This is a genomic window from Caballeronia sp. HLA56 (assembly GCF_054655155.1).
This window is the reverse complement of the sequence record NZ_BAAHOB010000005.1, coordinates 1,380,913-1,393,152: the sequence shown is the minus strand read 5'-3', so window position 1 is coordinate 1,393,152 and position 12,240 is coordinate 1,380,913. Positions and strand designations below refer to the sequence as shown.

At 61.4% G+C, this 12,240-nt stretch carries 9 protein-coding genes and 3 tRNA genes; 4 read left to right on the top strand and 8 right to left on the bottom strand.

Going from position 1 to position 12,240, the window contains the following annotated elements; genetic code table 11:
• The first annotated feature begins 679 nt into the window (after positions 1–679).
• Entirely contained in the window at positions 680–2,503 is a 1,824-nt protein-coding gene (locus ACYQ47_RS26105; RefSeq protein WP_459907629.1) for an ABC transporter ATP-binding protein, read from the top strand.
• 89 nt (positions 2,504–2,592) lie between these two features.
• On the opposite strand, the gene otsA is transcribed toward ACYQ47_RS26105, so the two are convergent.
• Both otsA and otsB read right to left on the bottom strand, forming a co-directional pair.
• Positions 2,593–3,975 (bottom strand): alpha,alpha-trehalose-phosphate synthase (UDP-forming), encoded by a 1,383-nt coding sequence (gene otsA / locus ACYQ47_RS26100; protein ID WP_459907627.1) that lies wholly within the window; start codon positions 3,973–3,975, stop codon positions 2,593–2,595.
• Positions 3,972–4,724 (bottom strand): trehalose-phosphatase, encoded by a 753-nt coding sequence (otsB, locus tag ACYQ47_RS26095; RefSeq protein ID WP_459907625.1) that lies wholly within the window; start codon positions 4,722–4,724, stop codon positions 3,972–3,974. The genes otsA and otsB overlap by 4 nt, the downstream gene beginning before the upstream one ends.
• 241 nt (positions 4,725–4,965) lie before the next feature.
• On the opposite strand from otsB, the gene ACYQ47_RS26090 reads away from it, so the two are divergent.
• Positions 4,966–5,565 (top strand): SCO family protein, encoded by a 600-nt coding sequence (locus ACYQ47_RS26090; protein WP_459907623.1) that lies wholly within the window; start codon positions 4,966–4,968, stop codon positions 5,563–5,565.
• Between the two features lie 17 nt (positions 5,566–5,582).
• Here the strand turns inward: ACYQ47_RS26090 and ACYQ47_RS26085 are convergent, their stop codons facing one another.
• From ACYQ47_RS26085 to uvrC, 6 genes are all read right to left on the bottom strand, one after another.
• The gene (locus ACYQ47_RS26085) at positions 5,583–6,068 is read right to left on the bottom strand and encodes a GNAT family N-acetyltransferase (protein ID WP_459907621.1); all 486 of its coding nucleotides are present in this window, start codon (positions 6,066–6,068) and stop codon (positions 5,583–5,585) included.
• A 172-nt stretch (positions 6,069–6,240) separates the two neighbouring features.
• A tRNA-Cys gene (locus ACYQ47_RS26080) sits at positions 6,241–6,314 on the bottom strand.
• A gap of 77 nt (positions 6,315–6,391) precedes the next feature.
• Positions 6,392–6,467: transfer RNA gene (locus ACYQ47_RS26075), tRNA-Gly, on the bottom strand.
• Positions 6,468–6,569: 102 nt separating this feature from the next.
• Positions 6,570–6,645 (bottom strand) — tRNA-Gly (locus ACYQ47_RS26070).
• Between the two features lie 188 nt (positions 6,646–6,833).
• Positions 6,834–7,430, bottom strand: coding sequence for a CDP-diacylglycerol--glycerol-3-phosphate 3-phosphatidyltransferase (gene pgsA, locus ACYQ47_RS26065; protein ID WP_244828086.1), 597 nt, complete (start codon positions 7,428–7,430; stop codon positions 6,834–6,836).
• Positions 7,431–7,549: 119 nt separating this feature from the next.
• On the bottom strand, positions 7,550–9,805 hold the full coding sequence (gene uvrC, locus ACYQ47_RS26060) for an excinuclease ABC subunit UvrC (RefSeq protein WP_459907619.1): 2,256 nt from the start codon (positions 9,803–9,805) through the stop codon (positions 7,550–7,552).
• A 134-nt stretch (positions 9,806–9,939) separates the two neighbouring features.
• Between uvrC and earP the strand changes: the two genes are divergently transcribed.
• Both earP and efp read left to right on the top strand, forming a co-directional pair.
• Positions 9,940–11,121, top strand: coding sequence for an elongation factor P maturation arginine rhamnosyltransferase EarP (earP, locus tag ACYQ47_RS26055; RefSeq protein WP_459907617.1), 1,182 nt, complete (start codon positions 9,940–9,942; stop codon positions 11,119–11,121).
• A gap of 314 nt (positions 11,122–11,435) precedes the next feature.
• Positions 11,436–11,993 carry an elongation factor P gene (efp, locus tag ACYQ47_RS26050; RefSeq protein ID WP_086966248.1) on the top strand — a complete coding sequence of 186 codons (558 nt, stop codon included), beginning with the start codon at positions 11,436–11,438 and terminating at the stop codon, positions 11,991–11,993.
• Positions 11,994–12,240 lie beyond the last annotated feature (247 nt).

Below are 12,240 nucleotides of genomic sequence, written 5' to 3'. Positions count from 1 at the left end.
AAAGCGATTCCATGTCTCAAAATAATCCGCACACCAGCAATAAACGCGTAACGGCTTTCGAGGTTGACGACATCCTACAAAAAGCTGTCAAAAAAACTTAGTGAAAACCCGGAGCGAATTATGGAGCTTTTTACAGAGCACGCAGGCAGGCATTTCAACTTATTTACCTTGTTACACGGGGGAAACATTTTGCAAACCCCTGTTTACTAAGGCTGTTCTACATTGGACCCACGCGCTTGAACGATGCACGGGCGACGCCACGCTCTCGATGCTGCGAAGTCCATTTCGACGACCCATCAACCTACGCTGGCGCGACACGTGCTTTGGCTTGGCGGTGCCACCGGTCTGAAATCGAACCCGTATAGCGTGGCTGCGGCAGGCGAGCTTAATTTGAGCGCTTGCTCCATCGCAAAAAGTTTCGCAAAGTGCTTACAATGCGCGCCGATGCCGCAAGGCGCTCGAATCGCGGTGGCGCTCGGCCTAGCGTTCGGTCCACTGCGGACGATGTCGAAGCGGCAAGACTGCCGCCCAGCATTAAACGCCCGATTGACGCCTGAGGCTTGAGCGATAGTGGCTACAATTCAGGCAATGGAGACGGCGCCGCGTCGCCGAAACGCTTTTCGCCCGGAAATCCGAAAGCGCAACACACGCTCAACCGCTCTACGACGAAAAAAGACCATTGGACCAACTTACCGTCTCTCAACGTAACGCACACAACGCCAAGCTCGCGAGCTATGCACATCGCCCGCTGGCGTTCCTTCTGCGTTACATACGCCGGCATCCGGTAGCGCATGCCATCGTCCTCTTCAGCGTGTTTGCCGCAGTTGGCTGCGCGCTCGCTTCCCAGTACGCGATCAAACATCTGATCGATGTGCTCGGTCAAGGCCGGGGGCATCCCGGTCCGCTCTGGGGCGCGTTCATGATCCTGGTGGGACTGATCGCCGCCGACAACCTGCTTTGGCGGGTCGGCGGCTGGGTCGGCGCGCACGTGTTCGTGATCGTGACGGGCGACCTGCGCAAGGACTTGTTCTCGTACTTGAGCGGCCATTCGCCGACTTACTTCTCCGAGAAACAGCCCGGCATGCTCGCGAGCCGGATCACGGCGACCTCGAACGCGATCTACACCTCCGAAAACGTGATGGCCTGGAACGTCTTGCCGCCGTGCATCGCGGTGCTGGGCGCGATCATCATGATCGTCGCGGTGAATCCGTTGATGGCGTGCTGCCTCATGGGCGCGTCGCTGATCCTCGCGTTCATTTTGTATCGGCTGGCCAAGCGCGGTTCGGCGCGGCATCACAGCTTCGCGTCGAAGGCCGCTTCGGTGGATGGCGAACTGGTCGACGTGATCGGCAACATGGCACTCGTGCGCGCGTTCGGCATGACCTTCAACGAGCAGAAGCGTTTCGGCTCGACGGTGAAGGCCGAGATGGTCGCGCGTCAGCAAAGCCTCTTGTACCTGGAAAAGCTGCGCCTCTTCCACGCGGTCGTGACGGCGATTCTCTCCGCCGGGCTGCTCGGCTGGGCACTATGGCTTTGGTCGAAAGGCCAGGCGACGTCGGGCGATATCGTGCTCGTCAGCTCGCTCGGTTTCACGATCCTGCACGGCACGCGCGACCTCGCCGTGGCGCTCGTGGATGTCACGCAGCACGTCGCGCGTCTGGCCGAAGCCGTGCAGACGCTGCTCGAACCGCATGGCATGCCCGACCGTTCCGACGCCACCGAACTCGTGCCACAGGGCGGCCGCGTCGATTTCGATGGCGTCACGTTCGCGTATCCGCGCCGTCGTCCGATTCTCGACAACTTCCATCTGCATATCGAACCGGGCCAGCGAGTCGGTCTGATCGGCAAGTCGGGCGCGGGCAAGTCAACCGTGCTCGCGCTTCTGCAGCGCTTCTACGAGACGCAGAAGGGCAGCATCAAGGTCGATGGCCAGGATATCAACGGCATCACGCAGGACAGCCTGCGACATTCGATTGCGCTCGTGCCGCAGGATATTTCGCTGTTCCATCGCACGGTGTTCGAGAACATTGCGTATGGCCGGCCCGAAGCGACGCGTGACGAAGTCATGGCCGCCGCTCGCGAAGCCCGCTGCACGGATTTCATCGAAGCGATGCCGGAAGGCTTCGATACCATCGTCGGCGATCGCGGCGTGAAGCTGTCGGGCGGTCAGCGTCAACGCATCGCGATCGCGCGCGCGATCCTTAAAAACGCGCCAATTCTCTTGCTCGATGAGGCGACGTCCGCGCTCGACAGTTCATCGGAAGAAGCCATTCAGCAGGCGCTCGACCGGTTGATGGTCGGCCGCACGGTGGTTGCCATTGCGCACCGTTTGTCGACGTTGCAGAACTTCGACCGCATCATCGTGATGAGCGCCGGCAAGGTGATCGACGATGGCTCGCCGCAAGAACTGCGCGACCGGCCTGGGTTGTATCGCGAGTTGCTGTCGAAGCAGCACGGCAAGTTGCCATCCATCGTTGCCACGCCGCATAAGCAGCCGGCCTAAGTTTCGACGACGACGTTAAAAAGCCGCGCTTCCCGGAAGGGAACGCGGCTTATTTAATCTGCGTTGCTTTGGCGTAATCGGTCGCCGCTCTACCCCGCCTTCAAATCCCGCAAAAAGTTATCCCGCCACACGGAAACGTTGTTGTCGCGCAGTTGCGCCATCATCTCCGTATAACGCGCCCGGCGCTCGTCGAGCGGCATTGCAAGCGCGGTGGCGAGTGCATCGGCCATATCGTCGATATCGAGCGGATTCACGATGAGCGCGGCAGTCAGCTCACGCGCAGCGCCAGCGAATTGCGACAACACAAGCACGCCGGGATCGTCCGGGTCTTGCGCCGACACATATTCCTTTGCCACCAGATTCATGCCGTCGCGCAATGGTGTGACGAGGCCGACATGCGCCTCGCGGAACAGCGCCGCGAGCACCGGCCGTTCGTATTGCCGATGGATATAGCGAATCGGCGTCCAGTCCAGCTCGGCGTAACGCCCGTTGATGCGCCCCGACTCCGCTTCGAGTTGCAGGCGAATGTCGCGATAAGCATCGACGTCCGAGCGCGTCGGCGGCGCGATCTGCAAAAACGAAACGTTGTTTCGCTGCTGCGGCCGATGCTCGATCAGGCGCTCGAACGCCCGAAATCGCTCGACCAGACCCTTCGAATAATCCAGCCGATCCACGCTCATCACGAGCTTGCGCTGATGCAGCGTCGCTTTGACGATCTGCACGTCGCGGCCGCTCTCGCCGTGTTTCGCGAGCGCCGCGACTTCGTCGGGATAGACGCCAATCGGATAAGCCGCCGCGCGCGCCGTCTTGCCAAACGCGCTGACCACGACCGGCTTCGCGCCATCTTTCGCGAGCGTGCCGCCCGCCTCGGTTTCGATGTAATCGCAAAACGCGCGCAGATCGGGCTCAGTTTGGAAACCCAGCAGATCGAAGTCGCACAACGCCTCCACCAGGTTCCGATGACGCGGCACGCTCAACAGAATCTGCGACGCTGGAAACGGTATATGCAGAAAGAACCCGATGCGATTTCGAACGCCCTGCCCCCGCAACGCCTGCGCAAACGGAATGAGGTGATAGTCGTGCACCCAGATCACGTCGTCGGGCTTGAGCAGCGGCGCGAGTTGCGTGGCCAGCCAGCGATTGACGCGGCAATAGCCTTCGTATTCGTTGCGGTCGAACTCGATCAGATCCGGCCGATAGTGAAACGCCGGCCACAACGTCGCGTTGGAAAACCCGCGATAGTACTGATCGTAGTCTTGCCGCGAAAGTCCGATGGTCGCGAACGTCACCGGCCCGTGCTCTTCCAGCTTGATGCTTTCCGGCGGCGCGTCCAGCACGTCGCCGCTCCAGCCGAACCACATGCCGCCGGTTTCCTTGAGTGCGTCGTAGACGCCGACCGCAAGGCCACCCGCGGCCGGGCCGCCTTCGGAGATCGGCGCCACCCGGTTCGAAACGATGATCAGCCGGCTCACGCGTGCTTCCCCGCCGTGCCCGCGATCACTTGCAGCCAGTCGAGCAGCAGTTCGACGGATTCGATTCGCGCGCGCGCCACGGTGTCGCCGGGACCGACTTTGATCGACAGACCGTCGAATTCGTTGACGACCGCGAAGCCTTTCTCGTCCGTAAGATCGTCGCCGATGAAGACGGGCTTGCGTCCCGTGAACGGCGGCTCGCTCATGTACGCGCTCACCGCGCGGCCCTTGTCGACGTCCTTCGGCTTGATCTCGTAGACCATCTTGCCGGGCTGAAGCACGTAGGCATCGGCGTATTGTGCGACGAGCCGCTCGGTGGCCGCACGCGCGGCCGGTTCGCGATCCGGCGCATTGCGATAATGCAGCGCGAGCGCGGCGCCCTTGATTTCGAGCAGCATGCCGGGATTCGCGCTGACGACGCCTTCGAGCGCGTGCTCCATGCGCAAAAGCCGCTCGTCGTTGAAACCAATGCGCTGCACGTCGCCATTCGAATCGCGCCGCTCGGCGCCGTGCATGCCGGCGACGGGCAGATCGGGCATCTGCAAGAACGAATCGATGTTGTCGATACCGCGCCCCGACACAACCGCGACCGCGTTATTGGTGGCGCGTCGCAAGGCGGCGAGAATGTCGGGCACCGAACGCGGCACGAAAATGCCATCCGGCGTGGAGGCGAGTTCGACCAGCGTGCCGTCGAAGTCGAAGAAGAAAGCGGTCTCGGCAAGAGACAGGGAATCGGGAAGAATTTGCATCGATCGTTGACCTGTGGTTTGCCTGTGATGGGCGCGTGCGTATCGCATGTTACTGCCGCAGGCTTTCCGTCTGGAAAGGAGCGGATTGACGATCGCATGGCGTCTTGCTTACGGAAGAGCAGGCGCGCGTGGCAAATTGTCTCAAAAATGTGCTTAAAGCTAAATCATGCGCCTCACGCCGATGAAAAGGCGTGTATTTTGCGGGCTTGATACAGCCGTTACAGTCCAAAGCAACCTTTCGATGCCCGCACCCTTCCGCCGCCTGCTTGTATCTATTCTGCTCACCGCGCTCGCTGCCTGTTCACGTCCCGCCGAGCCGTGGCATCTGACCGATGTTTCCGGCCATCTGCCCGATCTCGATTTTTCACTCGTCGATGACAGCGGCGCGCATGTGTCGGGCCAATCGTTGAAAGGCCGCGCGACGCTCGTCTATTTCGGCTATACGCATTGTCCGGATGTGTGCCCGGAAACCATGGCGCGTCTCATGCAGGTTCTGGCGCGCGTGGGGCCTGACGCGGACCAGACGCGCATCGTGTTCGTTTCGGTCGATCCCGCGCGCGACACGCCCGCGTTGCTGCGGACTTACGTGCGCGCTTTCGACGGCAAACACGCCGTGGGCATGACGGGCTCGGATCGGCAAATCGAAGCCATCGCGCAGCGGTACCGCGTGGCGTATCAGATGGAGAAGCGCGATCCGAGCGGCGCTTACGAGGTCACGCACAGCTCGGCCGTGTACATCTTCGATCGCGATGGTCACGCGCGCCTGCTCGCCACCGACCGCGATTCCATCGACGCCATTGCAGCCGATCTCAAGCGCGTGATCCACGGGAAGAGTACGTAGGAACGCGCTCGCAGGCGTTATGCGCCGAAGCCGGGACGGCGCATCCACACGTGCGGAATGCCGTCTTCGTCATGTACGCCCGACGACGCGACGAAACCGAACGCGCCATAAAACTTCTGCAGGTGGGCTTGCGCGTGCAGACTGATCGGCTGATCCGGCCATTGCGCGATGATGTGATCGAGCGCGCGTTCGAGCATCGCGTTACCGAGTTTGAAGCCGCGAAATTTGACGGTCGTCAGCACGCGGCCAATGCGGACATCGGTTTCGCTTTCTTTCGGGAACCCTGGCAGCAACACACGTAGATAGCCTGCGAGTTGCTCGTCTTCGCCGTAGGCGAGCAAATGCCAGGCATCGACATCGTAGCCGTCGATATCGCCATAAACGCAGTTTTGCTCGACGACGAAGACCGCGCTGCGTGCCGCGAGCATGTCGTAGACCTCGGTCGTCGTGAGATCGTCGAAGCGCTTCCAGCGCCACTGAATGTTGGAGAGTCTGTCGGTCATGGATTTGGCATGCGGCGCGGCGGATGCCGCGCCAATGGAAAGTGCCGCAATTATGCCGCGCCGGCGCCACGCGGCGTATCGGGAGCTTCCTTGCAGCAATCGAGAATCGGCAGAAGCGCCGAAGATCCGACGTTGTAAAAAGAAAAAGCCCTGACGAATCAGGGCTTTTTTTTGGAGGCGCGAACCGGAGTCGAACCGGTCTAAACGGCTTTGCAGGCCGCTGCATAACCGCTTTGCTATCGCGCCATAAGCGGTGTGGTGGTCTCGGCCGAAACGCCGGCAAGTCCACCAAACAAAAAGGGAAGCGTTGCTTCCCCTTTGATTGGAGCGGGAGACGAGGCTCGAACTCGCGACCTCAACCTTGGCAAGGTTGCGCTCTACCAACTGAGCTACTCCCGCATTGATCTTTCCGTGCTGCGTTACTGCTTACACTTGCTTGCTGCTGCTTTCGTTGCCGCTTCGCTTGATACCGCTGCGCTGCATGCCACGAAAACTTGAATCTGGAGCGGGAGACGAGGCTCGAACTCGCGACCTCAACCTTGGCAAGGTTGCGCTCTACCAACTGAGCTACTCCCGCGTTGCTGATGCTTTCTGTCGTCTTCGCGGTGCCTTCAGCTCTTTACTTCCTTGCTGCTGGCGCTGCGTGTTCGACAGAAACGAGATTATGTAGAAGCGAAGAAAAGGTGTCAACTGTTTTTGCGCGCCCTTTTCGTGTTTCGACGCAATTTTTAGCAAACTGAGGAACGGCTCCAAGGACGGCTCGACTCACAGCATGCCGCCCCGCTCACGAATCTGCGGCCACGCGAGTTTCATGTAGTACAGCATCGACCAAACGGTGAGGAACGCGGCGACATCGATGAGCCACAAGCCCCACACGCGCGTATCGATCACCCATTGCACGCCGGGGATGCGCAACTGCCCATAAAACAGCAGCATAGGAATGGCGACCATCTGACATACGGTCTTGAACTTGCCCAGCGAATTCACCGCGACGCTCTTCGATGCGCCGATCTGCGCCATCCATTCGCGCAGCGCCGAGATCGTGATCTCCCGCCCGACGATCACGAGCGCGATCACCGCGTTCAAGCGCATGAGCTGCACGAGCACGAGCAAAGCGGCCGTCACCATGAGTTTGTCCGCGACCGGGTCGAGAAACGCGCCGAACGCGGACGTCTGATTAAGCTTGCGCGCAAGAAAGCCGTCGAACCAGTCGGTGAGCGCGGCTAGAACGAAGATGACCATGGCGAGCAGATTGCGATGCTCGAGGCTCAACATCATGTCCGGCAAATAGAACACGCCCACGACGAGCGGAATCAGCACGATTCGCAGCCACGTCAGGAAAATCGGTAAGTTGAACGGCATGGACGAGAGCGAGAGCCACATGAAAGGGAGGTGCCATTGTGCCGCGTCGACCCGTCGCTCACAAGGCGGCGGGCCACGCGGCGCGGCCATTGCGAGCCGCGCCGCGCCATGCGTCCGGCTCAATGCAACTGTCGATAAATCTGCTGCGCGAGTGCCAGCGAAATGCCTTCGACGCTCGCCAGATCTTCCACGCTCGCCGCCTGCACGCCGCGCAAACCGCCGAAACGCGACAAGAGCCGCTGACGCCGTTTTGCGCCGACGCCTTCGAGTTCTTCCAGGCGCGACGTTTGCCGCGTCTTGGCGCGCTTGGCGCGCATGCCGGTGATCGCAAAGCGATGCGCTTCGTCGCGAATCTGCGCGACGAGCATCAGCGCGGCGCTTTCCTTGCCGAGTTCGAGCGCGGAACGGCCATCGGCGAAGATCAGCGTTTCGAGCCCGACCTTGCGCCCTTCGCCCTTCGCGACACCCACCAGCATGCCATGATCGAGCCCGAGCTCCGAAAACACCTGGCGCGCGATCTCGACTTGTCCCTTGCCGCCATCGATCAGCACGATATTCGGCAGCGTCCCGCCAGCGGATACGGGCGATGCGGCATCCGGCGTGACGTTGGGATCGGCGGCGTCTTCGGTTTGCAGCGTCGCGGCTTCGTCGCTGGCGTTGGCGGCGGCAAGCGCGACCATTTTCTCGTAGCGGCGCGTGAGCACTTGACGCATGGCGGCGTAATCGTCGCCGGGCGTGATGCCGGTGATGTTGTAGCGCCGATACTCGCCCGACTGCATCTTGTGATGGTGATACACCACGCACGATGCCTGCGTCGCCTCGCCCATGGTGTGACTGATGTCGAAGCACTCGATGCGCAGTTGCGCCAGGTCTTCCATGTCGAGGCTGAGCGTCTCGGCGAGCGAGCGCGTGCGCGCTTGCTGCGAGCCTTGTTCCGATAGCAGACGCGCGAGCGCGAGCTTCGCGTTTTGCTCGGCCATGGAGAGCCACACGCGTTTCTGACCTTGCGGCTGACGCAGTAGCGTGACCTTGTGTCCCGCCTGTTCGTTGAGCAGATCGATGAGCTCGCGGCTCGCGGGCGCGTGGCTCACGACCAGCACCGGCGGGATGCGATTGCCGATGTAGTGCTGTGCCATGAACGCTTCGAGCACTTCGGCTTCGAGGGCGCCTTCGCGGGATGTTTCGGTGGCTTCGATGGCGTCTTCCGAGTCGAGCTCTTCGTTGGCATCGAGTGCGTCGTTGGCTTGCGTTTCGTCGTTGGTCTCGGTTGCATCGGCGGCGGGCGTCATGTTGTCGGCTGTGCGCGCGTCGTCGGCTTCGAGCGCACCGCCGCCGTCCATTGCATCGTCCGCTCCGGCGACACCCGCAAGCACCGCGACACTCATACGAGCGGCACCCGATTCGCTCAATGCTTCCGTCGCTCCGACCGCGTCCGGCGCCTGCTCTTCCAGGTCATCCCCAAGCGCATCCTCATCGCCCAGCGCGATCGCGCTTTCGACATGCGCCGGAAAATACGCCTTGTCGCCGAGATGCCGGCCGCCGCGCACCATCGCCAGATTCACGCACACCTTGCCGCCGAGCGCCACGACCGCGAGGATATCGACGTCGCTCTCGCCGCCGACTTCGATCGCCTGCTGATGCAGCACCGTCGACAGCGAACTCATCTGATTGCGCACGGCCGCCGCCTGCTCGAAGCGCAGATCGGCGGCGAAGGCGTGCATCTTCTGCTCGAGTTCCTTCATCACTTCGCCCTGCCGGCCAAGCAAAAAACGCGACGCGTTGGATACATCGCGCGCGTAGTCCTCTTCGTTGATGAGTCCCGTGCACGGCGCCGTGCAGCGCCCGATCTGATGCAACAGACACGGCCGCGTGCGATTGCTGAACACCGAGTCTTCGCACGTGCGCAGCTGGAAGACGCGCTGCAGAATCTGGATACTCTCGCGCACGGCCCACGCGCTCGGGAACGGCCCGAAATACTGGTTCTTCTTGTCAACCGAGCCGCGGTAGTACGCCATGCGCGGAAACTTGTGCCCGGTCAGCTTGAGGAACGGATAGGACTTGTCGTCGCGAAAAAGAATGTTGTAGCGCGGCGCCAGCGCCTTGATCAGATTGTTTTCGAGCAGCAACGCTTCCGCTTCCGAGCGCGTCACGGTCGTCTCGATCTTGCGGATGCGCGTCACCATCATCGCGATGCGCGGCGAGTGCAGCGTCTTCGTGAAGTAGCTCGACACGCGCTTCTTCAGATTGCGCGCCTTGCCGACGTAGAGCACCTTGCCGTCGCCGTCGTAATAGCGGTAGACGCCCGGCAGATTCGGCAATTGCCTGAGCGTTTTCTTCGGGTCGAAATCCGGTGCGGGAGCGTCGTTGTCAGTCATGCAGCGAGTAAGCGTGGAGCGCGAGGAGGCATCGGCACGGCGCGAGGACGCTTTACGTCCGGGCGCGACCGGTATCTTAGAATCGCCAGTTTAGAACATTACGCCGCCGTCCCGCCCGGCCGCCTTCGACGCCCATGTCAACGACACATCATCGGCAGCAAGCCGGCCACGAGCCCCACAGCCAGCTCGCTTGCGACATCTTCTGCGCGGTCGTCGACAATTTCGGCGACGTCGGCGTGTGCTGGCGGCTCGCGCGCCAGTTGCGCCGCGAGCACGGCTGGCGTGTGCGGCTGCTGGTCGATGATCTCAAGGTTTTCCACGCACTGTGCCCGGAAATCGATGTCGCGCTCGCGCGGCAGGAAGCGGCGGGCGTCGTCGTCGAACACTGGCGCGAGCCGGCGCACGCGGGCGATACGCTTCAGATCGCCGATGTCGTGATCGAAGCGTTCGCCTGCGAAATCCCGCACGCGTATATCGCCGCGATGGCGCGTCGCGCGCGCAAGCCCGTGTGGATCAACCTCGAATACCTGAGCGGCGAAGACTGGGTCGCGGACTTCCATACGCGGCCGTCGCCTCATCCGCGCTATCCGCTCGACAAGAGCTTCTTCTTTCCCGGACTCGGCGCGGGAACCGGCGGCGTCATCAAGGAACGCGATCTGGACCAAGCGCGCCAGCGTTTCGACGCGTCCGCCTGGTGGCGCGAGCGCGTGGGCATCGAAAAGCCCGCGCCCGATCGGACGGTCGTCTCGCTCTTCGCCTACGAAAATCCCGCCGTCGATACCCTCCTCGCTCAATGGCGCGACGGCGACGCGCCCGTCACCTTGCTCGTGCCCGAGGGCCGCATCTCCGGCGCGCTTGCGCGTTTTTTTGGACTGACGGGCTTTGCGGCGGGCGCATCGGCGCGGGCGGGCGCGCTGGAAGCACACGCGCTTGGCTTCGTCGAACAACCACGCTTCGACGAGCTTTTATGGGCCGCCGACATCAACTTCGTGCGCGGCGAAGACTCGTTCGTGCGCGCGCAATGGGCCCAAAAGCCTTTCGTATGGCACATCTATCCGCAATCCGACGACGCCCATCTGCCCAAACTCGACGCGGCGCTCGACCATTACACGCGGCAGCTTTGCGCCGACGCGCGCGGCGCGGCGCATCGCTTCTGGCATGCCTGGAACGGCGTTGGCACGGTGGACTGGGCGGACTTCTGGGCGCATCGGCGCGAATTCGAGGCGCGCGCGCGGCAATGGGCGGCAGAACTCGCTCAAGTCGGCGATCTCGCCAGCAATCTCGTCGCGCACGCCACTGAGCGGATGGCGAAATAACGTCTACCGAAGGCGTCGCGCTGCCTCCAATCCAGTGGCCAAAGCGGCAAAAACTCAGTTAAAATAAGCGGTTATCCGAGGGACGGCATTGTTCAGCCAAAAGATTTCGCACCCTACGCCTTACGCTTGGGTTCGGGAACCGAAGCCCTGAACGCCGATCAGAAAAAAAGCCGGAACCTCGTAGCACAGAATTCTCGCGCGGTGGCCCGCGTTCGGACCTTACGGTCGAACACGCGACGCAACACAAAGACACCGCTGCCGATTTATTCATTCCGCAGCAATTCAAGCCAAACATTCGTACAGGACTAGTTTTTATGAAGACCGCACAAGAACTCCGCGTCGGCAACGTCGTCATGATCGGCAGCGATGCCATGGTCGTTCAACGCGCCGAGTACAACAAATCGGGCCGTAACTCCGCGGTCGTCAAGATGAAGTTCAAGAACCTGCTGACGGCCGCAGGCATGGAAACCGTCTACAAGGCGGACGACAAGTTCGACGTCGTCGTGCTGGATCGCAAGGAAGTGACGTACTCGTACTTCGCTGATCCCATGTACGTTTTCATGGACGCCGACTACAACCAGTTCGAAGTCGAAGCCGAAATGATGGGCGACGCGCTCAACTACCTCGAAGACGGCATGACTTGCGAAGTCGTGTTCTACAACGAGAAGGCCATCTCGGTTGAACTGCCGACCACGCTGGTTCGTGAAATCATCTACACGGAACCGGCCGTCAAGGGCGACACGTCGTCGGGCAAGGTTCTCAAGACCGCCAAGCTCAACACCGGATTCGAACTGCAAGTGCCGCTCTTCTGCAACATCGGCGACAAGATCGAAATCGACACCCGCACCAACGAATATCGCAGCCGCGCGTAAGCCACGCCCGGAACTGCTCGCGGCAATGACGTTTTAAGCGTCGTTTTACACCGCACAAGAAAGCGCCCCTTCGCGGGCGCTTTTTTCTTTTGCGTGAAGTTTTTGACAAATTCAGGCAAACTTTACCGGTCGCGACCTAATTAAGCGATTAGCGACCGGCCGCAGAGGCTCATCGGCGCTTGATTCGTAAGGATGTAGTCCAAAACTTACGTGGTGGCACGCTTTCTGCTCCGTCCGCTTAATACGG

Bases quoted from the DNA above. Each gene is read 5' to 3' on its own strand.
- ACYQ47_RS26085 (WP_459907621.1), bottom strand. From the start codon at position 6,068: ATGACCGACAGACTCTCCAACATTCAGTGGCGCTGGAAGCGCTTCGAC.
- earP (WP_459907617.1), top strand. From the start codon at position 9,940: ATGTCAACGACACATCATCGGCAGCAAGCCGGCCACGAGCCCCACAGC.
- efp (WP_086966248.1), top strand. From the start codon at position 11,436: ATGAAGACCGCACAAGAACTCCGCGTCGGCAACGTCGTCATGATCGGC.
- pgsA (WP_244828086.1), bottom strand. From the start codon at position 7,430: ATGCCGTTCAACTTACCGATTTTCCTGACGTGGCTGCGAATCGTGCTG.
- otsB (WP_459907625.1), bottom strand. From the start codon at position 4,724: ATGCAAATTCTTCCCGATTCCCTGTCTCTTGCCGAGACCGCTTTCTTC.
- uvrC (WP_459907619.1), bottom strand. From the start codon at position 9,805: ATGACTGACAACGACGCTCCCGCACCGGATTTCGACCCGAAGAAAACG.
- ACYQ47_RS26090 (WP_459907623.1), top strand. From the start codon at position 4,966: ATGCCCGCACCCTTCCGCCGCCTGCTTGTATCTATTCTGCTCACCGCG.